General features: G+C 52.2%; 18 protein-coding genes and 2 rRNA genes. 11 read left to right on the top strand and 9 right to left on the bottom strand.

The window, feature by feature from the left end; translation table 11 throughout:
• Window positions 1–3 precede the first annotated feature (3 nt).
• Window positions 4–894, bottom strand: coding sequence for an SDR family oxidoreductase (locus BN8_RS20420; RefSeq protein ID WP_009283835.1), 891 nt, complete (start codon window positions 892–894; stop codon window positions 4–6).
• A gap of 72 nt (window positions 895–966) precedes the next feature.
• Here BN8_RS20420 and BN8_RS20415 point away from each other — a divergent pair, with 72 nt between their 5' ends.
• The gene (locus tag BN8_RS20415) at window positions 967–2,925 is read left to right on the top strand and encodes a sialate O-acetylesterase (protein WP_009283834.1); all 1,959 of its coding nucleotides are present in this window, start codon (window positions 967–969) and stop codon (window positions 2,923–2,925) included.
• Window positions 2,926–3,038: 113 nt separating this feature from the next.
• Here BN8_RS20415 and BN8_RS20410 read toward each other — a convergent pair whose 3' ends face one another.
• From BN8_RS20410 to yidD, 3 genes are all read right to left on the bottom strand, one after another.
• Window positions 3,039–3,416: a DUF4174 domain-containing protein gene (locus BN8_RS20410; protein ID WP_009283833.1), complete on the bottom strand. Its 378-nt coding sequence runs from the start codon at window positions 3,414–3,416 to the stop codon at window positions 3,039–3,041.
• Window positions 3,417–3,478: 62 nt separating this feature from the next.
• Window positions 3,479–3,856 carry a co-chaperone GroES gene (locus tag BN8_RS20405; RefSeq protein WP_009283832.1) on the bottom strand — a complete coding sequence of 126 codons (378 nt, stop codon included), beginning with the start codon at window positions 3,854–3,856 and terminating at the stop codon, window positions 3,479–3,481.
• 95 nt (window positions 3,857–3,951) lie between these two features.
• Window positions 3,952–4,161 (bottom strand): membrane protein insertion efficiency factor YidD, encoded by a 210-nt coding sequence (gene yidD, locus BN8_RS20400; RefSeq protein ID WP_009283831.1) that lies wholly within the window; start codon window positions 4,159–4,161, stop codon window positions 3,952–3,954.
• A gap of 99 nt (window positions 4,162–4,260) precedes the next feature.
• On the opposite strand from yidD, the gene lgt reads away from it, so the two are divergent.
• Both lgt and BN8_RS20390 read left to right on the top strand, forming a co-directional pair.
• A complete protein-coding gene (gene lgt / locus BN8_RS20395) occupies window positions 4,261–5,082 on the top strand; it encodes a prolipoprotein diacylglyceryl transferase (RefSeq protein WP_009283830.1) in 822 nt (273 codons plus the stop codon).
• A gap of 156 nt (window positions 5,083–5,238) precedes the next feature.
• Window positions 5,239–5,859, top strand: coding sequence for a hypothetical protein (locus BN8_RS20390; protein WP_009283829.1), 621 nt, complete (start codon window positions 5,239–5,241; stop codon window positions 5,857–5,859).
• Between the two features lie 110 nt (window positions 5,860–5,969).
• Here the strand turns inward: BN8_RS20390 and BN8_RS20385 are convergent, their stop codons facing one another.
• The 3 genes from BN8_RS20385 to BN8_RS20375 form a co-directional block, all read right to left on the bottom strand.
• Window positions 5,970–7,628, bottom strand: coding sequence for a sensor histidine kinase (locus tag BN8_RS20385; protein ID WP_040006385.1), 1,659 nt, complete (start codon window positions 7,626–7,628; stop codon window positions 5,970–5,972).
• 414 nt (window positions 7,629–8,042) lie between these two features.
• Entirely contained in the window at window positions 8,043–8,978 is a 936-nt protein-coding gene (locus tag BN8_RS20380) for a carbohydrate kinase family protein (protein ID WP_040006658.1), read from the bottom strand.
• A gap of 81 nt (window positions 8,979–9,059) precedes the next feature.
• A complete protein-coding gene (locus BN8_RS20375; protein ID WP_009283826.1) occupies window positions 9,060–10,436 on the bottom strand; it encodes an MFS transporter in 1,377 nt (458 codons plus the stop codon).
• Window positions 10,437–10,556: 120 nt separating this feature from the next.
• Between BN8_RS20375 and BN8_RS20370 the strand changes: the two genes are divergently transcribed.
• The 3 genes from BN8_RS20370 to BN8_RS20360 all read left to right on the top strand — a co-directional run bounded on the left by BN8_RS20370 (window position 10,557) and on the right by BN8_RS20360 (window position 13,527).
• Window positions 10,557–12,047 (top strand): BamA/TamA family outer membrane protein, encoded by a 1,491-nt coding sequence (locus BN8_RS20370; protein WP_009283825.1) that lies wholly within the window; start codon window positions 10,557–10,559, stop codon window positions 12,045–12,047.
• Window positions 12,048–12,256: 209 nt separating this feature from the next.
• Window positions 12,257–12,922 (top strand): OmpH/Skp family outer membrane protein, encoded by a 666-nt coding sequence (locus BN8_RS20365; protein WP_040006384.1) that lies wholly within the window; start codon window positions 12,257–12,259, stop codon window positions 12,920–12,922.
• A 23-nt stretch (window positions 12,923–12,945) separates the two neighbouring features.
• A complete protein-coding gene (locus BN8_RS20360; RefSeq protein WP_009283823.1) occupies window positions 12,946–13,527 on the top strand; it encodes a hypothetical protein in 582 nt (193 codons plus the stop codon).
• A gap of 89 nt (window positions 13,528–13,616) precedes the next feature.
• Here BN8_RS20360 and BN8_RS20355 read toward each other — a convergent pair whose 3' ends face one another.
• Both BN8_RS20355 and BN8_RS20350 read right to left on the bottom strand, forming a co-directional pair.
• Window positions 13,617–14,687: a branched-chain amino acid aminotransferase gene (locus BN8_RS20355; RefSeq protein ID WP_009283822.1), complete on the bottom strand. Its 1,071-nt coding sequence runs from the start codon at window positions 14,685–14,687 to the stop codon at window positions 13,617–13,619.
• 105 nt (window positions 14,688–14,792) lie between these two features.
• Entirely contained in the window at window positions 14,793–15,344 is a 552-nt protein-coding gene (locus BN8_RS20350) for a cob(I)yrinic acid a,c-diamide adenosyltransferase (RefSeq protein WP_009283821.1), read from the bottom strand.
• A gap of 203 nt (window positions 15,345–15,547) precedes the next feature.
• On the opposite strand from BN8_RS20350, the gene BN8_RS20345 reads away from it, so the two are divergent.
• From BN8_RS20345 to BN8_RS20325, 5 genes are all read left to right on the top strand, one after another.
• Complete coding sequence (locus BN8_RS20345; protein ID WP_229368226.1) at window positions 15,548–16,027, top strand: hypothetical protein; 480 nt, start codon at window positions 15,548–15,550, stop codon at window positions 16,025–16,027.
• Window positions 16,014–17,243 (top strand): S-adenosylmethionine:tRNA ribosyltransferase-isomerase, encoded by a 1,230-nt coding sequence (locus BN8_RS20340; RefSeq protein WP_009283819.1) that lies wholly within the window; start codon window positions 16,014–16,016, stop codon window positions 17,241–17,243. The genes BN8_RS20345 and BN8_RS20340 overlap by 14 nt, the downstream gene beginning before the upstream one ends.
• 87 nt (window positions 17,244–17,330) lie before the next feature.
• Entirely contained in the window at window positions 17,331–18,632 is a 1,302-nt protein-coding gene (gene tyrS / locus BN8_RS20335; RefSeq protein WP_009283818.1) for a tyrosine--tRNA ligase, read from the top strand.
• Window positions 18,633–19,072: 440 nt separating this feature from the next.
• Window positions 19,073–20,579, top strand: a 16S ribosomal RNA gene (locus BN8_RS20330).
• A 185-nt stretch (window positions 20,580–20,764) separates the two neighbouring features.
• A 23S ribosomal RNA gene (locus BN8_RS20325) occupies window positions 20,765–23,596 on the top strand.
• Together the 16S and 23S rRNA genes form the textbook arrangement of a ribosomal RNA operon.
• The last annotated feature ends 44 nt before the right edge of the window (window positions 23,597–23,640 follow it).

Below are 23,640 nucleotides of genomic sequence, written 5' to 3'. Positions count from 1 at the left end.
AAATTACGGCATCCAGACCATTTTATAATCGTTCAGAAACTGCCGGATCGAAATGGGCGGGCGGCCCAGCAGCCGTTGGGTTTCGTTGGTAAGCCCGGCGGCTTTGCCCAGCCTGGCGACCGAATACAACGCTACCATAATGAGTACGAAGCCGAGCGGTGTGTGTTCATTACGCCATTTTTGCCAGACAAACCGAAGGGCGGATGGATTTCGGTACGTGATTTTTCGTCCCAATACGTCGGTCAGCATATCGGCCACTTCGCCGTAGGTGAGCGCTTCAGAACCGGTCAGCTCGTAGCCTTTATTGAGATGTTCATGGCCAGAGCTTGTCAGGGCGAGGGCCGCAACGGCTCCAATGTCCCGCACATCCACAAAACTGGTACGGCCGTTACCGGCAGGCACAAAAATCTCATTCCGTAAGCGAATTTCGTCCCGGTGCGTTGTACTCAGGTTCTGCATAAAAAAGCTTGGGCGTAGAAAGGTATACGGAATACCTGCCTCGACGATCAGCTTTTCAATTTTGTGATGGGGCGTAACGGTATTGTTTTCGACGCCCTGCAACGATAGAAATACGACCTGCTTAACCGGTTTCTGCTTCACTACGTCGATAAACGGTTTGAAGTATTTATCGACGTCGGCCAACTGGGGAGGCCGTACCAACAACAGCCGGCTGACCCCCTGGAGGGCAGGGCCAAAGGTGGCGGCATCCGTAAAATCCAGTTTGACAAAATCGTCGGGCTGGACCGCAATGGTCTTTCGCGCCTGATCCGGGTTTTGAACGGCAGCGATGACGTCGAACAAATGCTTGTCGGGGCGCTGCACGAGTTCACGCAAGGTTTCCAGGCCAACATTGCCGGTAGCCCCGCTAATCAGGATACGTTCGGACACGTTCATTTTGTAGATTTACAGATCTGGTTCAAATGTATTGGTTTGATTACTAGGTATCCCTCATATCCCTGAATCCCGATGAAAAAATTGACCTTACGCACGTTTCTTCTGGGCTTACTGACCATTCAGGCGGCCTTCGCCGACGTACGATTACCGAACATGTTCAGTTCACACATGGTATTGCAGCGCCGGAAACCCGTTCCGGTCTGGGGCTGGGCCGATCCCGGCGAGAAAGTGACGGTCACGCTGACCGGGGTAGGACAAACCAAAACGACTAAAGCCGGTAAAGACGGTAAATGGCGCGTTACCCTCGACCCGATGGAAGCGGGTGGGCCGTATCAGTTGGCCATAAAGGGCAAAAACACAGTTACGTACGACGATGTGCTGGCGGGGGAGGTGTGGGTGTGTTCCGGCCAGTCGAACATGGAATGGCCCCTTGAAGCGGCCACCAACGCCCGGCAGGAAATTAAAGTAGCCAACCACCCACAAATTCGTCAGTTGCTGGTCAAAAAGGCGTTGAGCCTGACGCCCAAAGACAACATTGAGGGCGAATGGGTAGTTTGCACGCCCGAAACGGCTCCCAGGTTTACGGCCGTGGGCTACTTCTTCGCGCGTCAGCTTCAGCAGGAATTGAACGTACCCATCGGGCTGATTAATACCTCCTGGGGAGGCACTCACTCCGAAACCTGGACCAGCCGACAGGCCTTAGAACGCGATGATGACCTGCGAAACGTAGCAGCTAAGCTCCCCGCCAGTGATGATGAAGCGATTCAACAGGGGAAGGATCGGCTCCAAAAATTGCTTCAGGAGCAGCAGAACGGCCAACTACCGACCCCTGCTGAGGAGTTAACCTGGGCGAAACCTGAAGTCGACGTCAGCCAATGGAAAACCATGCGGATGCCCGGCGATTGGGAGTGGGCTGGTTTGCCGGTGGTGGATGGGGTTGTCTGGTTCCGGCGCGAGATTGATGTTCCAGTCGGTACAAAACCCGGCAGCTTCACCATGAATTTTGGCGTTGATGACTCAGATTCTACGTACGTGAACGGGCAATTGGTAGGAACCACAAAAAACGTCGGGCGGTCGCGGAGTTACGTAATTCCCGAAGGGGTAATCAAGCCGGGACGTAATGTCATTGCCATCCGCATTACGGATACGGGGGGCGCGGGTGGGCTCATGGGCGAACCCGACCAGTTGCGGTTGTCCGGACCGGGCGTGGATATTCCGCTGGCCGGGCAGTGGCAGTACCGTATTGCGCAGTTTTTCCCATCGGCTTATAAACCGGGGCCCAATACGTTCGCTACGTTGCTGTTCAACGCTATGCTGAACCCACTGATTCCGTACGCGATGCAGGGGGTGATCTGGTATCAGGGCGAATCAAATGCGAGCCGGGCGTACCAATACCGCAAAGCGTTCCCGCTGATGATTGAAGACTGGCGGCAGCAGTGGGGCAGTGAGTTTCCATTCCTGTTTGTGCAGTTGGCCAGCTTTAACTCCGCCAACGGCAACAGCCAGAAAGGTAGTACCTGGGCTGAACTCCGCGAAGCGCAGACCATGACGCTGCAACTGCCGAAAACGGGTATGGCCGTTACGTCGGACATCGGCGAATCGAACGACATTCACCCGAAAAACAAGCAGGACGTAGGTAAACGATTAGCTGCTGAGGCCATGCGGGTAGCATACGGTAGCGGAAACGTATCGGCCGGGCCAAGTCTTGACCAGATGACCGTTGATGGGAACCGCGCCGTACTGACCTTCAAAAACGTAGGGAGCGGCCTGATGGTAAAAGATAAATACGGCTATCTGAAAGGGTTTGAGCTGGCCGGTGCCGATCAGAAGTTCTACTACGCCAAAGCCGAGGTGCAGGGCGATAAGGTGGTCGTATACTGCGATTCAGTGACGACTCCCGTGGCTGTCCGCTACGGCTGGGCCGACGACAACGGCGATGTTAACCTGTACAACAAAGAAGGATTCCCGGCCGTACCGTTTCGGACGGATACCTGGCCGGGAATCACGGAGAAAAATCGATTTGGCATGTAGTCAGAACCGGGATTTAGCGGATTGAGGTGATTAGGACGATGCTGCTTTGTCATCAGCGCGAAGCGCTTACAAAACCAGGTTAATCATAAAAATCCGCTAAATCCCGGTTCTGACTACTTTTCCTGCTGCCGCATGGGCATATCGTCAATGATGCGAAAGAGTTCCTGTGGAGCCATGGGGCTGGTGAACGATGTTTTTACGGTACCGTCTTTGCCAACCAGCCAACCCACAAAGTCCTCTGCCGGATTGAGTTTAAAATCACTATGCATCAGATACCAGCGGTCCGGTTCCGTTACGGTAGACGCAATCAGGACGATCACGTCCGTATCGCGTTCTTCCAGTTGGTCACGGAATTCGTTGAGCGATTCCTGCTGGTCGATGGTAAAATGCTGGGCATCGTCGCGACCATAGATCAGCAACACCCGCCGTTGGTCTTTCTTTTCGTCTAAAATCGCCTTGAGCGACTTGGTTTGATTACCTACGCTTTCCATATGGATGGTTCTTTAGTAGGGTATCTAACTAACGAAAAGGCGTAGTGGTTTTGACCCGGCGCTCACAGCAGGTCCTCAGACCGCTCCAGCATCAGGATAGAGGCCTGAGGAACAATCACGTATTGCTCGCCTTCATACTGCAACTCAATGGCGTTGCGTTGCAGATACAGCGCAACATCACCTTCCTGCGCCTGGAGCGGCATGTATTTGACTTTTTCTTCAGTTTCTTTCCACGGTTCGTCTTCTACGGCGGCCGGAATCGGATAGCCCGGACCAACTTTAATGACATAACCCGACTGTACCTGTTCTTTTTCCTGAACGGTAGGCGGGAGGTACAAACCACTCGCGGTGCGGTCGGTAGGGTCTTTGGGTTTAATCAGCACCCGATCGCCAACCACGATCAGGCGTTTCAGTTTGTTATCTGCGGTAATGCCAAGCATATTCTCTGTTTTTCGTAAATAGTCGAACTATCAAAGTTGAAAGGCAAAAATCAGGCAAACGTATTGAGTAAGTCAAAATGGCAGTCTGATTCGTATCAGGGCACGGGGTCGTAGCCATGACCGCCCCATGGATGGCAGCGGCCGATGCGTTTCAGACCCATCCAGCCGCCTTTCATCGGCCCGTGCTTCTGAATTGCCTCAATCATATACTGCGAGCAGGTAGGCGTGTAGCGGCAGGCATTCGGAAAATAAGGCGAAATGGCTGCCTGGTATACCCTGACCAAGCCGATAAGGAGCTGTTTCATACTAATTTCTTAAACACCGAAACGGTTAAAATCTTTCCTGCACTTACGTATCTTTGCCCGTCGTCGTTCTACACGTAACGACTCCGAAACCAACACGCTATGCTGCAGTACATTATTTGGGATGTAAATCCTGAAATCTTTCACATTGGTTCCTTCTCAATCCGCTGGTATGGGTTATTGTTTGCGCTGGGGTTCCTGATTGGCATGCAGATCATGACGCATATTTACAAGACGGAAAATAAACCTGTTGCCGATACAGATACACTGCTGATTTACATGGTCGTTTCGACGGTATTAGGCGCTCGGATCGGCCACTTCCTGTTTTATGAACCCCAGGTGTTGCTGCGTAATCCGCTGGAGGTCATTCTGCCGCCGTATGCGGGGCTGGCCAGCCATGGGGCAGCAATCGGTATCCTGCTGGGCTTGTGGTTGTATTCACGGCGGGAGGCCAGCCGCAAAACAGGCCAGACGTTCCTGTGGGTAACGGACCGGATCGTGATCACGGTAGCCCTCGGCGGGGCGTTTATCCGGTTGGGTAACCTCATGAATTCCGAGATTGTTGGGCGACCTACAGACGTACCCTGGGCATTTATTTTTATTAATAATCCCGAATACGAGAAAATACCTCGGCATCCGTCGCAGCTCTACGAAGCGTTGTCGTGTTTCGTGCTGTTTTTCTTTCTGCTCTGGTACTGGAACCGAAATCGCGAACGGACGCCCCGGGGCAGTATGCTCGGTATTTTTCTGATCTGGGTGTTCTCGCTGCGCTTCTTTTACGAATACCTGAAGGAAAATCAGGTAGCTTTCGAGAACGACCTGTTCCTGAACATGGGACAGATCCTTAGTATACCAGCGGTGGCGCTTGGTGTGTACTTCGTGATACGTGGTAACCAGCGGCAGCATTCACTGCCCATCAGATAAGCAGTGAACAAATCAAAAAGGGACCGCAAGGTCCCTTTTTGATTTACAGCTTTGAAGAAAGGATAGCACGTTTGCTCAAAACATTACCATGGTAATCCCGATACGTTGTAGTTTGCTCCCTGTTCATTCCATAATTCATCTTAACCAAGTATATACATGAACAAGAACGTATCTTTTCTCCTGACAGGCCTGGTTTCAGCCGCCCTGTTGACCGGTTGTGGGGGTAAAAACGAAGAAGAGGAAAAAGACGAGGCTTCCGTTTCAGCATCCGGGGCTGTGGCCGCCGTTCGGGAAATGGCCAAGCAGGCCGAAGAAATGGAAAAAAAGGGCCCCGTTGAAACGGTAGATTTCCGTACGCTTAAAGAGTTACTCCCTGCCGATGCCGACGGGCTGGCACGTAAGGAAGCCACTGGCGAAAAAAGCGGTGCTATGGGTTTTAACGTTTCAACGGCTACCGGGAAGTATGGAAACGCCGATGACACCGAAACCGTTGAAGTAGCCATTGTCGATGGCGGAGGGGCCAGCATGATGATGGGGCTGGCAGCCTGGTCGATGATCGAGGTTGACAAGGAAACCGCCAACGGATACGAAAAGACCAGCAAAATGGGCGATTACAAGACGTACGAGAAATACGATAACTCGGATAAAAACGGAGAGATTGCTGTACTGATCAATAACCGCTTCATCGTGACCGCCAAAGGACGAGGCATTGACATGGATAAGCTGAAAACCGTTCTGGATGATGTAGATCTGGATAAACTTAAGGATATGAAATAGTCATCATTAAAAAGGTAGGTTGATAATGCCAGTAAACGCGAAGGGTTGCGTGAGGGGGGGCGCTTGGCATGTCTTTCGGGCTGGGTTACGTGTCGTCCAGTTGGGTATTGTCAGGCGATAGAAAGTCGGAAACAAGTCCCGCTGGACGTGTCCAACTCATAATGACCATTTAACTGAGCCGTAAGCGCCTTTATCAACTGCTTGCCAAAAGAGCCGCCGGACAGTTGCCAGCTTTTGGGGTCAAAACCCGGCCCGTTATCTGCTATCTCAAGCGACAGGTTCGGATTTTCCTGCAGGGCCACGCGAAGCGCAGGTTTATCCGTTTCCCGATAGGCGTATTTTAATGTGTTCGTAATCAGCTCATTGGCGATAAGGCCGAGTGGAATGGCCCGGTCTACATCCAGCCAGACCACATCAACGTCGAGCGTAAGGTTGATATCGTCTGGCTGGAAGCCATAAGCCCGTAATAAACTGGCCGTTAGATCTGCCAAAAATTCCTGAAAATTGACGTGCGTCAGGTGTTCGGTCTGGTACAGTCGCTGGTGAATAAGCGACATGGCTTCAATACGCTGCTGCGCGGTTTTCATTGTCTCTTCGCTGGGGGCTTTGTGCATTTGCAGATTAAGCAGCCCCGATACAAGCGCAAAATTGTTTTTGACCCGATGGTGCAATTCTTTGATCAGTAATTCAAGGTGATCCGATTGCTGACGAATAAGGTTCCGACTGCGTCGGATACGGTTGTTCTGCCAGATGAGCGCACCCAGTAGCACAATCAGCAAGCCACTGCCAACGCCAAGGTAAATGAATTGCCGCTGCCGGTCCCTCGCATCGGTATTCAGTTGCTCAATGCGCTGCTCTTTCTGGTTAGTTTCATACTGCGTCTGTAACTCCGACAACTGTCTCGCTCGGGTAGCCGTGAAAAGCGAATCATCCAGAACGTTGAATCGTTTATGGGCCAGCAGGGCCTGCTCATAGTTTCCGGCTCGCTCATAACTTTCGCTCATAGTCAGGTAAATGTCACGGCTGCGTTTGGGTGCGTTAAGCTGCCGAGCCAGATTCAGTGCCTGCGAGAAGAGCTTATCCGCCTGATCGCTCTGACCAAGATAGGCCTTGATGCGGGCGGTGTTCTCCAGACTGTACGTCAGCGACAGTTGATTGTTATTTTCCTGATTCAGGTTGGTTGCTAAGCCTACCCACCGTAGTCCCTCATTTGGCTGCCCTTGTTCAAGCGCTATTTTAGACAGGTTATTATAAAAAGCACTCAGGTCGCCTTGCTGATCAGCAGGTAACTTCTTTGTTAGCTGAACCGCTTTTAAAAAATAAGCGCGGGCCAGATCCAGTCTGCCTTTATTCTTATAAATCAGGCCGATCTGGTTGTAATTACTCGGGATGTACTTGGCCAGGTTATGTTCAAGGTTTATGGCAAGTGCTTTCTGACAGTATGCCAGAGACAGGTCGTAGTCCTTTTCGCCTTCAAAAATGATAAAGCTGAGGTTGTGGTAGCCCTGGCTCAGCCCTTTGTATTTATGAAATCGATCCCAGAGGGGCAGCGCCTGTAGCAACGCTGTTTTTGCTTTTAGAAAATCACCTTCAATTCGGTAGGTCGAACTAATCAGATTTAGCGCGTCGGCTTCATCAACACCTCTTTTCAGACTGCGGGCCAAGTCGAGTGCCTGCGTAGCGTATTGTCTTGCCGTGTGCGCGTCAATTGCCTTGTAACTGTTACCAATGTCATAAAGGACCCCAAACTTGACAGAGTCATCCGGCAAAGTCGGCAGAAGGCGTAGTAAGCTATCCCGTTGGTTGTCAAGTTTCTGGCTGTAACTACTGTGCCTTATGAGACACAAGCTTCCTATCAGCAGTAACGATAAGGCTACTTTCATTATGAAAGCCTACTAGAATTGTGAGTTGGTAAGTCCGCTGTACGGAGTCATTAAAGGAAAATAAGCCGTTTCAGCGATGAGCAGTTAAATATATGACTTAATAATAAGCGCAGGTTTTCGGTGTTTGAAATAATGTCTGATTTAACATATAGAAATACTATATATTTTTGTTTGAAGAGTTGGGGAAAACAACTTTCAACAAAGTATTGGCAGGGAGAGCAAGAGTCAGCTAAGCGATCGTTTATCTAAATTTGACCGGCAATTTTGGTGTCAATTGCAATACGTCGTAATGAACATCGCCTAGGCGTAAATCTCATGCCGATCAATCACCGAAGGGAGCGGCCCTTGCCGCATTAATTTCATTTTAGCCATGGCTGCTCCGGCATGAGCACATTCCTCTGGTGTTTTATCGTCGAGAAAGGCCGTTAGATACCCTGCCCAGTAGGCGTCGCCGGCCCCCGTTACGTCCACTACGTCGATCTTGCGGCCAGGAATGCGTACCTGTCTGGTGCCGCCCTCATACGAAACCAGGCTACCTTCAGCACCCAGGGTCAGGCAGATCTGTTGAGCCCCCATTCGGTGGAAATCGTTCAGTACCTGTTCAATCGGCTGGGGGTGACCGTAGAGTCGTTTGGTGTCATCTTCACTTAGTTTAACCAAAGCACCGGCCGAACAGTAATCCGCCAGAATACGCCAGGCTTCGTCGCGGTCGGGCCAGATGCTGGGAGCGTAATTAGCATCGATACTAACCTGACAACTCAACCGCCGGGCACGGTGCGCAGCCTCAACGATGGCTTTCTGAGCTGGTTGTCGACTCAGAGCAAAACAGGTAGTATGAAAAATATGTGCCTGAGCCAGCAGTGATTCCGGAAGCTGCTCGGCCTTTATCTGGCAATCAGCAGTACGGTAAGCAATGAAGTCGGGTGTGCCTGCCGTGCGCGAAACGATGACGATGCTCGTGGGGTGGTTCGGATCGACGGATGTGTACTGAGTATCTACTCCCGCTTCGGCTACTTCTCGGGTCAGGTAGCGGCCGAGGTTGTCGTTGCCGACACAGGCTACCAGGGCGGTACGGTTGCCCAGGCGAGCCATATTGGCCGCCATGTTGGCCGGGCTGCCTCCCTGATACCGGCGGAAGTCCGGTGCATCCAGCAGATCGCGTGATACGTGATGGCTGATAAAATCGGCAAGCAGTTCACCCACCGACAGGAGGGCATACGGGCGATTGATACTCATGGTATACACAAAAAAGTCACTCAACCGCCTGTGCATTAAGTCAGGATGGTTGAGTGACAAATGTAGGAAACTGTTTGAATTTTAGTTGCCGCCCGGTTCTATCGGGAACGCAATCTGTTCGCTCCGTCGGGTTTCTTTAACCAGGAAGCAGGCACCGGCCGCCAGTAGCAGGCAAATGCCGCACAGAATTAAGGCATTGCGTGGATCGCTGCCCAAAACGCTGTCGTACAGGAAGGGAATTGTGATCATGTTGATGATCTGCGGCACCACAATGAAGCCGTTAAACAGACCCATGTAAACGCCCATCCGTTCCTGCGGTACAGACGACGATAGCATGACGTACGGCATGGACAGAATAGAACCCCAGGCCAGCCCTACAAACCCCATACCGATCAGGAAAAAGCTTTTATCGTTACCCAGCAGCATCGACATGAAGCCAAGCCCTCCGAGGGTCAGAAACAGCGCGTGGGTTCCCCGGCGCCCGATACGTTTGGCAATGGCAGGCAGGAAAAATGAAACTCCAAAGCACCCGATATTGAACAGAGCAAAACAGTCGTTGCCCACTTCAATACCACGTTCAAAACCGGGCGACTGTGCTGTAGGAGCGTTGAAGGCATGACGAGCAATGGCCAGCGACAGATATTGCCACATTAGCGGCAAACCGTACCACGTAAAGAACTTGACCCACCACAACTGCCGCATGGTCGGGGGCATCTCGCGCAGCGCTATGCCTACCTCCGCGAACGCTTTGAAAATACCACCGCCTTCACGTTTTTCCCGTTCAAAAGCAGCCATATCGTCCGGTGGGTATTCGTCCGTCGTGTACATCGTCCACAAAACGGCCGCCACAATAGCCACGGCTCCGATGTAAAACGACCAGCGCGTAATGTCCGGAATCGAATTTGAACCCGTAGCCACCATCGTCAAACCGAAGAGGGGTAGAATACGTGGCATCAGGTTAGCCAGTGTTTGCCCAAAACCGACAAAAAAGCTTTGCATGGCAAAACCGATGGTGCGCTGGTCTTCGTTTAGTTTGTCGCCGATGAACGCCCGAAACGGTTCCATCGATACGTTCAGACCTGAATCCAGAATCCACATCAGGCTGGCGGCCATCCAGAGCGTCGACGAATTCGGCATCAAGAACAGCGCAACGCTGGTGATGAGGGCACCAATCAGAAAGAATGGTTTCCGACGGCCCCAGCGTGGCGACCACGTCCGGTCGCTCATGGCACCAATGATCGGTTGAATCAGTAGACCAGTTACGGGACCTGCCAGCCACAGCGCCGGGATAGACGACTCATCGGCGTTCAGGTACCGGAAGATAGGACTCATATTGGCCTGCTGAAGACCAAAGCCGTACTGGATTCCGAAAAATCCAAAACTCATGTTCCATATCTGCCAGAAACTAAGCCGAGGCTTTTGAGCCTGAACCGGTTTCTGAATTTTTTCAGTTTGCATGAACTGGTATGATTAGGTTAGCCGCTAGTATCTTTAACTATAGAAAACAATATTACAAACGAATTTGAAGGATTAGGAGAAATTCTTGACCTATTTTTCTGAAAAGAGTTAATTTTGAGGATGGTTCTACAGCTACGTGGCGTTTTTTCGGTTGGCTTCATTCTTTTGTCGCTGGTCTTCCAGTCGGCCTATGGGTCCATTGGATTAGATTCTACCGGCATTGATGACGCCACCGGGCAGCGCGTTGTTGTACGGTCTATCATTCTGAACGGCAATCACCGTACTCACGACCGGATTATCCTGCGCGAGATGTCGCTGAAAGCCGGCGATACCCTACGCCGAAGCGAACTGCCCGGTAAGTTGATCTGGGATCAGCGAAACATCAACAACACGAATCTGTTCATAACAGTCGACGTAACGGCAAAACCTGTTGCCGATGTTAAGTCGATAACCGTCCCCCCCGATACCATCAGCCTAGTTGAACCGCTACAGCAAGTTGATGTGGAGGTGGTTATGAAAGAACGGTGGTACATTATCCTGTATCCGGTATTCGACCTGGCCGATCGTAATTTTAACGAATGGTGGTATGATCGCGGACGCGATCTGCGCCGGGTAATTTACGGTGGTCGGCTTAGCTGGCGTAATTTCACCGGAGCCAATGACCGGTTGCAGGCCGTTCTTGAACTGGGCTTTCTGCGCCGAACCGTGCTATCCTACCAGCGGCCCTATATTGACAAAGCGCAGAAAACCGGCCTGCGCGTCGATGTCGGCTACATCACCAATAAAGAGATTCCATACCGTACGAGTGCCGATAAGTGGCTGTATCTCCGATCGGAGGGGTTGCTGCGCGAACGTGCTTATGCATCCGTTGCCCTGACCCGCCGGCAGGGGCTTTATCATTATCATTCGCTCGAAACCCGGCTCAACCGGAATTCAATAGCCGACACCGTAGCCTGCCTGAATCCCGACTATTTTGGTGATGGCCGCACGCAGCAGCGCTACCTCTCGCTGACCTATGGTTATCGCTACGACCGACGCGATAATGTGGCTTACCCGCTCCACGGGACGCTGTTGACGGGTGTGGTCGGTTTGAACGGACTCCTCCCGGGCGACAATTTTCGGCAGTTGGAGATGAGCGCATCCCTGACCCGGTACTGGGGTCTTGGCGGAAAATTCTACATGGCCAGTGGCGTACGCGGTCGGGCTACGTGGGCCACTCAGCAACCTTACTTTAACCTACGGGCACTCGGCAGTTCGCTGGACATGATACGGGGGTATGAACTATACGTAATCGATGGCCAGCGCTTCGGTATCTGGCGTAATAGCCTTCGCTACGAACTCCTGAAAACACGTAAGCAACTCGACTGGCTGCACATCCGGCAATTTAATACCGTACCGATTGCGGCCTATCTGACAGCCTTTGCCGATATGGGCTACGTCGGTAGCAGCGTAGCCGAAAAGTACCAGAGTCGTTTGGCGAACCGGACGCTTGTTGGTACGGGCGTTAGTCTGGATATTGTCACGTTTTACAACATGGTTTTTCGCTTCAATGCGGTCGTGAACGGACAAGGGCATAAAGGTTTCTATTTCAATCTGGTGCAGGAACTGTAAACAACCGGTTTTCAGAGCCCTGCGCTTCAGGCGTTCTGACGAAATTTATAAAAATTGTTAAATCCATTCTCCTGGCTCCCCAGAGCTGCCCGACCGGGTAAATCAAAGGGCTCTGTATAGAAAAAAGGTATTAATTTCGCAGTTGGAATGCCTGATTGGTAGAAACCATTCCGGCACAAATTTTTAACAAACCGCGAATGAAATACATAATGCAAAAAACACTTGTCATCGGGTTTATGGCCATGCTTGCGATGGCTACAACAGATGCCCGGGCGCAGGATCAGGTAACGGCACCTGCTGCCGGTACAGCAACCGCGTCGGGTCCCGTGAAAGTGGGTCATACACGAATCGATTACATCCTGTCTCAAACGCCCGAATCCAAAACGATCACCAGTCAACTGAATGCGCAGCAAAAACAGGCTGAGACGGAGTTGCAGCGTATGCAGAAAGAATTGCAGGACAAGTTTGCCGCCTACCAACAAGGCGTAGGACAGATGACGGACATGATCCGTAAAGATCGCGAAACGGAGTTGCAAAGCTTACAGAATCGCATTCAGGAGTTTGGGCAAACGGCCGAAGCGTCTTTGCAAAACAAGTATCGGGAATTGGTCGATCCGGTTCTTCAGAAGATTCAGAAAAACATCAATGAAGTAGCTGCCGAAAACGGATACGCTTACATCTTCAATCTGGATTCCGGTATTAATGCCGTACCGACGTTGCTCTACACACCCAAAGAACATGATGTAACGGCATTGATTCTGAAAAAGATGGGTATCACTCCGACAGCCAACCCAGCTCCGGCCACCACGCAGAAACCGGCCAATGCCGGCGGTTCGGCCCCGGCTAGGCCAGCCACAACACCCAAGAAAAAATAACCGCAGTTTGAGACTACGCCAACATGAGCAGATTCCTTTTGATTGGGGCACTTCTGGGGTTAACCGTATTCAGCAATGCCTGCCGCAACCGCCAGCAGGCTGACTCAAAAGCAACTGACTCGTCGGCAGTAGTTGCCGGTACAGCCGGATCAGGGGAAGCCGCTGTTACCGGACGACTCGATTCGCTGGGCCTAACCTCCGATAGCCACTGGCGCGGCATCAATCTTGGGGACCCCATCGCCACCGTTCGGGCGACTGAGAAAGGAGAGCTATTTGAAAGCGACAACGAACACGTAGGCTATACCATCGAGTTTCCGAATCTGGAATCGGCGGATTTTCTGTACTATCAGACAGGGCAGCACGTGTCGGCGATCGTTGCCGATATTTTCCTGAATTCTCCACAGTCGGTTAAGACGTATCAGCAGGATTTGCAAACGTTCTTTACGGCCTGCTACGGTCAGCCAGTAACGCAGGAAGGGGCAATGATCTGGACTGGTCCCAAAGCAGAGAAAGTTTCGCTGAAAGACGTGTCGAAAGGAAAGGATTACGGGCTGAAAGTCCGGATTAATCCGGCGGGTGCGCCAACTACCGCGTCAATTAAGTAGACAGACGTATCAGACAAAACAAACCGGGAGCGATTACATCGACGCATGTCGCCGTAATCGCTCCCGGTTTGTTATAAGTCGTTGTTTGGTTAGACTTTGTGCACCCAGCCAAACGTATCCTCAACCTTACCCGTACGCAGGTCGGTGAGGTAATCCTTTATTTTGGCAGCCAGTGAATTTTCGGGCGAAAATTCGGGCAGCATATGGTCTTTTCCGTTGTAGCCGATCAATGAGTATGGCGACACAACCACGGCCGTACCAGCACCGAACGCTTCGGTCAACCGACCAGATTCGATACCACCAATTACTTCCTCAATCGAAACCTTCCGCTCTTCTACTTCGATACCGAAGCTCCGGGCAATCTGGATAATCGAATCCCGGGTGACGCCCTTCAGGATAGAATCAGAAACGGCCGGGGTGACGAGCTTGCCGTCAATTACGAACATGATGTTCATCGTACCTGATTCTTCGATGTATTTATGCTCACGGGCGTCGGTCCAGATCAACTGATCATATCCCTGTTGTTGCGCCAGCAGGGTTGGGTACATAGAGCCCGCGTAGTTACCGGCGCATTTTGCGTAACCCACACCACCCGGAGCCGATCGGATATATTCCGTTTCAACTTTAAGCTTAGGGGGATTCGAGTAATAGGCACCAACGGGACAGGTGAAAATGCAGAAACGGTACGTTTTCGACGGTGCTACGCCCAGGTACGTATCAGTAGCAAACATATACGGCCGGATATACAATGAACTGTCGGGGGCAGTTGGCACCCAGTCAGCATCAACCCGCAGCAGGGCCTCCAGACCACCCATGAAAACGTCTTCGGTCAGCGTGGCCATGCACATCCGACGGGCCGATTCGTTCATGCGTTCGAAGTTGGCGTACGGACGAAACATCAGCACTTCGCCATCTTCGTTCTTGAACGCCTTCATACCCTCAAAAATAGACTGGCCGTAGTGCAGAGCCGATAGCGCCGGGCTAAGGGTAAAATTGTCAAATGGTACAATTTGTTGATTCAGCCACTGACCATCCACAAAATCGGCCACGAACATGTGGTCCGAAAAGTGTTTGCCAAAAGGCAGGTGGTTGAAATCTACCTCCTGAATACGGGAGCGCTCTGCTTTCCGTAACTCTATTTGCAATGCATCCGTCGTCATAACAGCTTGTGGTTAATGAGTTTGGCCGGTTGGCTACTCTGTCCAAAGGGCCAGTGGCAAAGCTAAATAATTAGTTCGACTAAACTTAGTTGTCAAGACAACTTTTTAGGTGCGTGGTTGCCAGGTTACTTCCTCTGCGTTTAATTCCTGAGCCATCAGTCGGCTGAGCACAAACAGATAGTCTGATAGCCGGTTCAGGTATTGCAGAACCAGTTCGTCGACCGGCGACTCCTCGTTGAGGCTAATCACTAACCGTTCAGCCCGTCGACAGACCGTCCGGGCCAGGTGACAAAATGACACCGATTCGTGGCCGCCCGGCAGGACAAACGCCCGCAGTTCGGGCAGCAGCGTGTCCATCTGATCCATCGCCTGTTCCAGCTTCGTTATGTCATTGTCAACAATGGCCGGCATGGCGCGTTTGGGTGCTTTATCCGGATCGGTGGCTAATTCCGAGCCAATTGTAAACAGCCGATCCTGAATTGCTTTTAAAAAAACTTTACGCTCGCTGTTCACCGGCTGGTCGCGTACGAGGCCAATCCAGGCATTAAGCTCATCGACAGTACCGTATGTATCAATGCGCAGATCGGCTTTACTTACGCGTCGGCCACCAATCAGCCCCGTAAATCCTTTATCGCCGGTTTTGGTATAGATCTTCATACTACCTCAACATACTTTCTACTAACAAGTGGAATGCGCCTAATCTAAGGCTAACTTTGCACCCTGAACAATCGAACTGGTTTCGGGCAAACAAGTTTTTGGATTGCCAAGGGCACCCAAAGTTGCTGATTATAGCAAAAATCTGCAGAAACCACAATTAATTTCTAATGAAGGCAGGTACGTTTTTTATTCGTGCATGGCGAGTGATTTCCATTCTTGGGTTACTTCTATCGCTTTTTACCAGTTACGTTTCTTATCCTGGTGCAGTCGCGGTTCGGTTCAACGAAATCGGCCAGGCTGTTCAGTATGTGGATCGGGAAGCGGTATTTTACATCGCTGTGGCTATTTTTCTGATTAATAATACGCTTATCAGTACGGTTGCCAGGCTGTTTACGCGCGTTCCAATTGGTCAGATTCCCATCCCAAATCAACCACTTTGGGCCGATCATCGTGCCGAACTGAACGAGGTTATCACTAACTGGTTCTACGCTATCATGTCGGCCATTAACACCATTCTGGCTCTGGCGTTGTTCGTGCTGTCGTTGTTGAACCGGTCCGATCTTACGGCAACGCCCATTAACTACGCCTGGCTTCTGCCGCTCAGTACCCTCATACTAGCTGCCGTACTGATTGCGTTGCCGGTCCGTTTGCTTATCAAACCCGCTGCTCATGGCGAACGTTGAAACGCTGCGGCTGGAGCAGTTTCAGTATGAATTGCCCGACGAACGCATTGCCCGGTTTCCATTAGCCCAGCGAGATCAGTCGAAGCTGCTGGTCTACCGAAGCGGAGAGATCACTCATACCCGCTTTAACAGTTTACCCAATGTACTGCCTGATGGTAGTTTTCTTGTCTTCAACGACACGAAAGTCATACCAGCGCGGTTGATTTTCACCCGCTCGACGGGAGCAGTCATTGAATTGTTTTTGCTAAATCCAGTTCCGCTGGATCGACCCATTACGCTGGCCATGCAGGATACCCGTAGCGTAGTATGGCAGTGCATGGTTGGTAATCGGAAGCGCTGGAAACAATCCGAAACGCTACAGACTATATTGCCCTCTAAGGAAGGTGACATTATTCTGGAAGCCACTTGGGAAGACTATGAACAATCGACCGTGCGGTTAAGCTGGCAGTCATCGGCCAGCAATGCATCGCCCGAAACTTTTGCCCAGGTGATTCAACTGGCCGGTCAGATTCCGCTGCCTCCTTACCTGAAACGCGACGTAGTCGATGCTGACCGGGATACGTACCAGACTGTTTATTCTAAACAGGAGGGAGCCGTTGCAGCCCCGACCGCGGGTTTGCATTTTACAAAAGCTGTATTTGATGGGCTGGCCCATCGTGGGTTTGACCACGACTATCTAACGCTCCACGTTGGGGCCGGTACGTTCCAGCCAATCAAAACCGACGACGTTCGGCAGCATCATATGCATACAGAGCAGGTGGTGTATACGCAGCTGAACCTACGTCGGCTCATGGATCACCACAATCAGATCCTGCCTGTCGGTACTACGTCCATGCGAGCCCTCGAAAGCCTGTACTGGATGGGGGTAAAGCTGCTACGTGGGGATGCAGATCCGTTCCGGCTAGACCAGCACTATGCCTATCAGATTCCTCCGGATGAACAGCCGACGGTATTGGAGTCGCTTGGAGCGTTCCTGCATTATCTGGAGCAAACGGGTCAGGCATCGGTTGTGGCTCATACAGGGATTTACATCACCCCCGGATATACCTTTAAACTGTGCAAAGGTATCATCACTAATTTTCACCAGCCGGGTTCAACGCTGATACTGCTCGTAGCCGCGCTCATCGGTGAGGATTGGCGTCGGGTTTACAACGAAGCCATCAACGAAGGGTATCGCTTCTTAAGCTATGGCGACTCATCCCTGCTTTTACCATAAAGCCTTATTTTTGCGAACCATAAAAAGAGAGAAGCGAAGAAAGGAGGTGCATAACGTTACCTTTCTTCGTTTCCTCCCTTCTTACAAATGAACTTTATTGAAGAACTCCGTTGGCGTGGCATGTTGAATGACATGACGCCCGGCACCGAAGAACAGCTTTCAAAAGAGATGACAGCAGGCTACATTGGCTTTGATCCAACTGCCGCGTCACTACATATCGGCAATCTCGCTACCATTATGCTGCTGGTTCATTTACAGCGAGCAGGTCATAAACCATTCGCATTGGTGGGAGGAGCTACCGGCATGATTGGCGATCCCTCCGGGAAGACGGCTGAACGGGAATTTCTGTCTGAAGAAGCGCTCCGTAGAAACCAGGAAGGAATCCGCCGGCAACTGGAAAAGTTTCTCGATTTCAAGTCGGGCAGCAATTCCGCCGAAATGGTCAACAACTACGACTGGTTCAAGGATATTTCATTCCTCGGCTTTCTGCGGGAAGCCGGGAAACATATTACGGTCAATTACATGATGGCCAAAGATTCCGTAAAGAAGCGCCTTGAAACAGGAATCTCCTTTACTGAATTTTCCTACCAGCTTTTGCAAGGGTACGATTTCTACTGGCTCTACAAGCACAAGGGCGTTCGGTTGCAGATGGGTGGCTCAGATCAATGGGGGAACATCACAACGGGTACTGAACTTATCCGGCGGAAGGAAAGCGAACAGGGCGAACTGCATGACGAGAGTAAGGCCTTCGCCTTAACTACCCCGCTGGTTACAAAAGCAGATGGAACCAAATTTGGCAAGTCAGAAAGCGGCAATGTATGGCTCGACCCTTCCTTGACATCGCCTTACCAGTTCTATCAGTTCTGGCTAAATGCTGCTGATGCCGATTGCCCGCGACTGATTCGGGTGTTCACCTTATTATCCCGTGAAGAAATCGAAGACCTGGAACGGCAACACGCCGAAGCTCCGCATCTGCGCATCCTGCAAAAAGCCATCGCCAAAGACGTAACTACCCGAGTTCACTCCGAGGCTGGATACGAACTGGCCGTTAAAGCGTCGGAAGTACTATTTGGCAAAGCAACCATAGACACACTACGGTCCATTAAAGCCGATGAATTTGACATAATATTTGAAGGAGTACCTCAAACGGAAGTTTCAGCACAGGAACTTGAAACAAACAAGGACATCACCGACCTGCTCTCAGTCGGAACCCGTGGTGAAATTTATGCTTCAAAAGGCGAAGCCCGACGGGCTATTACACAGAACGCAGTAAGTATAAACAAGACAAAAATTGCCGATCCGGCCGCTCCGTTAGACCTTGAATGGCTGCAGGACCGCTATATTCTGGTATCAAAAGGCAAGAAAAACCACCTTTTGAAAAAAGTTTAAAAAAGTTTTAAACGGTAAGTGGCTGTCTTACGGACACTTACCGTTTAGACAACAACTGCTTCTCAAATATTTTTTGATGGGGTCTTGACAAGGGTGGTGAAAGGCCCTACCTTTGCAGTCCCAAATGAGGGAAACAAGCTCGATCGACAAACACAACACACTGTCTGTCAGCTTGTTACAAGTAAGTAGCTGACAATCAAATGCAAAAATAATTTTCAGCAAACACTTGACACGGGATAACAAAACACGTACTTTTGCACTCCCAATTGATTGAAACAGGGACTTAAGCGAATCAATCGCTTGCTTCTCACCCAGGTTCAGCAACGGCTGAGCCGACAGTTCTTTGACAAACTGGTCAGCACAACTAACAAGAGCCCAACTGGTCTTCCCTTGCGGAAGCGGTTGAACAAGACAGTAGCTTTTTAGCTACAACACTATTTACAATGGAGAGTTTGATCCTGGCTCAGGATGAACGCTAGCGGCAGGCCTAATACATGCAAGTCGAGCGGGCAGCAATGCCAGCGGCAAACGGGTGCGTAACGCGTAAACAACCTGCCCCGGATTGGGGGATAGCCCGGCGAAAGCTGGGGTAAACCCGCATGGTGCTAATGGGTGGCATCACTGATTAGCTAAATATTTATAGATCCGGGAGGGGTTTGCGTCTGATTAGCTGGATGGTGGGGTAACGGCCTACCATGGCCATGATCAGTAGGGGTTCTGAGAGGATTGGCCCCCACACGGGTACTGAGAGACGGACCCGACTCCTACGGGAGGCAGCAGTAGGGAATATTGGGCAATGGAGGCAACTCTGACCCAGCCATGCCGCGTGCAGGACGAAGGCGCTCAGCGTTGTAAACTGCTTTTGCCCGTGAAGAAACGCAGCCCTGCGGGGTTGTTTGCCGGTAACGGGTGAATAAGCACCGGCTAACTCCGTGCCAGCAGCCGCGGTAATACGGAGGGTGCAAGCGTTGTCCGGATTTATTGGGTTTAAAGGGTGCGTAGGTGGTCCTGTAAGTCTGGTTTGAAAGCTGGGTGCTCAACACTCAGATGTGGCTGGATACTGTGGGACTTGAATGAACTGGAGGTCACTGGAACGGGTCATGTAGCGGTGAAATGCATAGATATGACCCAGAACCCCGATTGCGTAGGCAGGTGACTACGGTTTGATTGACACTGAGGCACGAGAGCATGGGGAGCGAACAGGATTAGATACCCTGGTAGTCCATGCCGTAAACGATGATGACTGGCTGTTGGGTCTTTGGACTCAGTGGCTGAGCGAAAGCGTTAAGTCATCCACCTGGGGAGTACGCCGGCAACGGTGAAACTCAAAGGAATTGACGGGGGTCCGCACAAGCGGTGGAGCATGTGGTTTAATTCGATGATACGCGAGGAACCTTACCTGGGCTAGAATGCGCGTGAAGTGGGTGGAAACATCCGCGCCCCGCAAGGGGCACAAAGCAAGGTGCTGCATGGCTGTCGTCAGCTCGTGCCGTGAGGTGTTGGGTTAAGTCCCGCAACGAGCGCAACCCTTATCGTATGTTGCCAGCACGTAATGGTGGGGACTCATGCGAGACTGCCTGCGCAAGCAGAGAGGAAGGGGGGGACGACGTCAAGTCATCATGGCCCTTACGTCCAGGGCGACACACGTGCTACAATGGTCGGTACAGCGGGTCACGATGGGGCAACCCTGAGTCAATCTTGCAAAGCCGGTCACAGTTCGGATTGGGGTCTGCAACCCGACCCCATGAAGCTGGAATCGCTAGTAATCGCGCATCAGCCATGGCGCGGTGAATACGTTCCCGGACCTTGTACACACCGCCCGTCAAGCCATGGGAGTTGGGGGGACCTGAAGTTCGGGGTAACAACCGGACAAGGGTAAACCCGGCGACTGGGGCTAAGTCGTAACAAGGTAGCCGTACCGGAAGGTGCGGCTGGAACATCTCCTTTCTGGAGCCGTCGGTGAGTGATCACCGGCCAGTGGGTGTTAGTGTGCTGATGGGTTTGTCAGAGCCGGGCTGTCGTTACCGCAAGGGGCGTCAGCGCAGCAGTTCTTTGACGTACAGGGAAAGACGAAACAGCGGTGTAAGCCGCTGGTCTAACGTAAGTAAGTAGTTGACTGATTGATTTGTGACATATACACAAGCAAAGGGCGTCTGGGGGATGCCTAGGCTTCTGGTGGCGAAGAAGGACGTGGCAAGCGACGAAACGGTGCGGGGACCCGCTGGCAGGGGCTGATCCGCACGTGTCCGAATGGGGCAACCCACTAGCTTGAAGAGCTAGTACCCTTTCGAGGGGGCAAACGCGGTGAACTGAAACATCTAAGTAGCCGCAGGAAGAGAAAACAAGTCGTGATTTCCCAAGTAGTGGCGAGCGAACGGGGAGGAGCCCAAACCGGCTGGGTTACGGCCCAGTCGGGGTTGTAGGACCTGACAACAAGGCAGCAAGCGAACCGAAACGATCTGGGAAGGTCGACCGTAGAGGGTGAGAGTCCCGTACGGGTCAGGGCGCTGCCGGGTCGGGGATCCTGAGTAAGGGGGGGCCGGAGGAACCCCCTCTGAATCTGGCGGCACCATCCGCCAAGGCTAAATACGACCAGAAGACCGATAGGGCAGAGTACCGTGAGGGAAAGGTGAAAAGAACGGGGAGTACCCGGGTGAAAGAGAACCTGAAACCAGGCGCTTACAAGCGGTCGGAGCCCCTGGATGGGGGTGACGGCGTGCCTTTTGCATAATGAGCCTACGAGTTACCGTCACTGGCCAGATTAAGCGACTGGAGTCGCGAAGTCGAAGCGAAAGCGAGTCTGAACAGGGCGCATAGTCAGTGGGGGTAGACGCGAAACTTGGTGATCTACCCGTGGCCAGGCTGAAGGGGGGGTAACACCCCGTGGAGGGCCGAACCGATAAGCGTTGAAAAGCTTCCGGATGAGCTGCGGGTAGGGGTGAAAGGCCAATCAAACTGAGAAATAGCTCGTACTCTCCGAAATGTTTTTAGGAACAGCGTTCGATGTTACCACTGGTGAGGTAGAGCGACCAACAGGATGCGGGGGAGTCACATCCTACCAACTTCTGATGAACTCCGAATGCGCCAGGGGGTGTCGGGCAGTGAGGGGCAGGGTGCTAAGGTCCTGTTCCGAGAGGGGAACAACCCAGACCATCGGCTAAGGTCCCCAAGTGTGTGCTAAGTTGAACAAAGGCGGTCCGGCTGCTGAAACAGCCAGGAGGTTAGCTTGGAAGCAGCTATTCCTTTAAAGAGTGCGTAACAGCTCACTGGTCGAGCGGGGCGGGCGTCGATAATAAACGGGCATCAAGCACACCACCGAAGCCGTGGACTCATGCATGAGCATGATGTGGTAGGAGAGCATTCCCTTTGGGGTGAAGGTCAGGCGCGAGCTGAGCTGGACTGAAGGGAAAAGCAAATGTAGGCATAAGTAACGAGATGGAGACGAGAACTCTCCACACCGTAAGGCTAAGGTTTCCTCCGCGATGGTAGTCATCGGAGGGTTAGTCGGGACCTAAGGGGCAGCCGAAGGGCGGGCTCTGATGGCAAGCGGGTTAATAGTCCCGCACTGTCCATGCAGGTCGTCTCATGACGGAGCGCCGGGGCTGCTACGTCCGGCCGGAAGGGGGCGTTGAGGGGAGGCTACGGCTGAACCGAAGTGGCGAAGGGGCTTCCAAGAAAAGTGAGGCTGCGTTAAGCGCATGGGTACCCGTACCGTACACCGACACAGGTAGCCGGGATGAATAATCTAAGGTGGACGAAAGAATCATGGTTAAGGAACTCGGCAAGATAACCCTGTAACTTCGGGAGAAGGGGGGCCTACCCACGCGAGTGGGAGGCTGCAGAGAAGACGCCCAGGCGACTGTTTACCAAAAACACAGGACTCTGCCAAATCGCAAGATGACGCATAGGGTCTGACACCTGCCCGGTGCTGGAAGGTTAAGGGGGGATGTTAGGGGCAACCCGAGGCATTGAACTGAAGCCCCAGTAAACGGCGGCCGTAACTATAACGGTCCTAAGGTAGCGAAATTCCTTGTCGGGTAAGTTCCGACCTGCACGAATGGTGTAACGATCTGGGCACTGTCTCAACCATGAGTTCGGTGAAATTGTAGTAGCGGTGAAGATGCCGCTTACCCGCCACGGGACGGAAAGACCCCGTGCACCTTTACTACAGCTTATCATGGATCGCTGGTCAGGCATGTGTAGGATAGGCGGGAGGCAGTGAAGCGGTGTCGCCAGGCATCGTGGAGCCGACCTTGAAATACCGCCCTTGGCTGACTGGTGGTCTAACCTGCGAGGGGACAGTGGTTGGTGGGTAGTTTGACTGGGGTGGTCACCTCCGAAAGGGTAACGGAGGTTTCCCAAGGTCCGCTCAGGCCGGACGGTAATCGGCTGGGGAGTGCAATAGCAGAAGCGGGCTTGACAGTGAGGTCGACGGACCGATCTGGTGCGAAAGCAGGGTATAGTGATCCGGTGGTACTGCATGGGTGGGCCATCGCTCAAAGGATAAAAGGTACGCCGGGGATAACAGGCTGATCTCCCCCAAGAGCTCACATCGACGGGGAGGTTTGGCACCTCGATGTCGGCTCGTCACATCCTGGGGCTGGAGAAGGTTCCAAGGGTTCGGCTGTTCGCCGATTAAAGTGGCACGCGAGCTGGGTTCAGAACGTCGTGAGACAGTTCGGTCCCTATCTGTGGTGGGCGCAGGAAGTTTGCGGGGATCTGTCCTTAGTACGAGAGGACCGGGATGGACGCACCGCTGGCGGATCGGTTGTCATGCCGGTGGCACGGCCGAGTAGCTACGTGCGGATCAGATAAGCGCTGAAGGCATCTAAGTGCGAAACTGGCCCCAAGATGAGACTTCCGGTATAAAGGGTTGTGCGAGACGAGCACGTTGATAGGCGGCAGGTGCAGGGGGTGAGAGTCCTAGAGCTGAGCCGTACTAATGAGCCCGGACGTGTAGCTGTCAAATTCGAGTCAATACGTTGTTACGTTACTTGCGTTAGGTAAG

This window comes from Fibrisoma limi BUZ 3 (assembly GCF_000296815.2).
Classification (GTDB): domain Bacteria; phylum Bacteroidota; class Bacteroidia; order Cytophagales; family Spirosomataceae; genus Fibrisoma; species Fibrisoma limi.
This window is presented reverse-complemented; position numbering and strand designations above follow the sequence as displayed.

Coding starts and splice junctions, on each gene's coding strand:
- BN8_RS20420 (WP_009283835.1), bottom strand. CDS start 894: ATGAACGTGTCCGAACGTATCCTGATTAGCGGGGCTACCGGCAATGTT.
- BN8_RS20415 (WP_009283834.1), top strand. CDS start 967: ATGAAAAAATTGACCTTACGCACGTTTCTTCTGGGCTTACTGACCATT.
- BN8_RS20410 (WP_009283833.1), bottom strand. CDS start 3,416: ATGGAAAGCGTAGGTAATCAAACCAAGTCGCTCAAGGCGATTTTAGAC.
- BN8_RS20405 (WP_009283832.1), bottom strand. CDS start 3,856: ATGCTTGGCATTACCGCAGATAACAAACTGAAACGCCTGATCGTGGTT.
- yidD (WP_009283831.1), bottom strand. CDS start 4,161: ATGAAACAGCTCCTTATCGGCTTGGTCAGGGTATACCAGGCAGCCATT.
- lgt (WP_009283830.1), top strand. CDS start 4,261: ATGCTGCAGTACATTATTTGGGATGTAAATCCTGAAATCTTTCACATT.
- BN8_RS20390 (WP_009283829.1), top strand. CDS start 5,239: ATGAACAAGAACGTATCTTTTCTCCTGACAGGCCTGGTTTCAGCCGCC.
- BN8_RS20380 (WP_040006658.1), bottom strand. CDS start 8,978: ATGAGTATCAATCGCCCGTATGCCCTCCTGTCGGTGGGTGAACTGCTT.
- BN8_RS20375 (WP_009283826.1), bottom strand. CDS start 10,436: ATGCAAACTGAAAAAATTCAGAAACCGGTTCAGGCTCAAAAGCCTCGG.
- BN8_RS20370 (WP_009283825.1), top strand. CDS start 10,557: ATGGTTCTACAGCTACGTGGCGTTTTTTCGGTTGGCTTCATTCTTTTG.
- BN8_RS20365 (WP_040006384.1), top strand. CDS start 12,257: ATGCAAAAAACACTTGTCATCGGGTTTATGGCCATGCTTGCGATGGCT.
- BN8_RS20360 (WP_009283823.1), top strand. CDS start 12,946: ATGAGCAGATTCCTTTTGATTGGGGCACTTCTGGGGTTAACCGTATTC.
- BN8_RS20355 (WP_009283822.1), bottom strand. CDS start 14,687: ATGACGACGGATGCATTGCAAATAGAGTTACGGAAAGCAGAGCGCTCC.
- BN8_RS20350 (WP_009283821.1), bottom strand. CDS start 15,344: ATGAAGATCTATACCAAAACCGGCGATAAAGGATTTACGGGGCTGATT.
- BN8_RS20340 (WP_009283819.1), top strand. CDS start 16,014: ATGGCGAACGTTGAAACGCTGCGGCTGGAGCAGTTTCAGTATGAATTG.
- tyrS (WP_009283818.1), top strand. CDS start 17,331: ATGAACTTTATTGAAGAACTCCGTTGGCGTGGCATGTTGAATGACATG.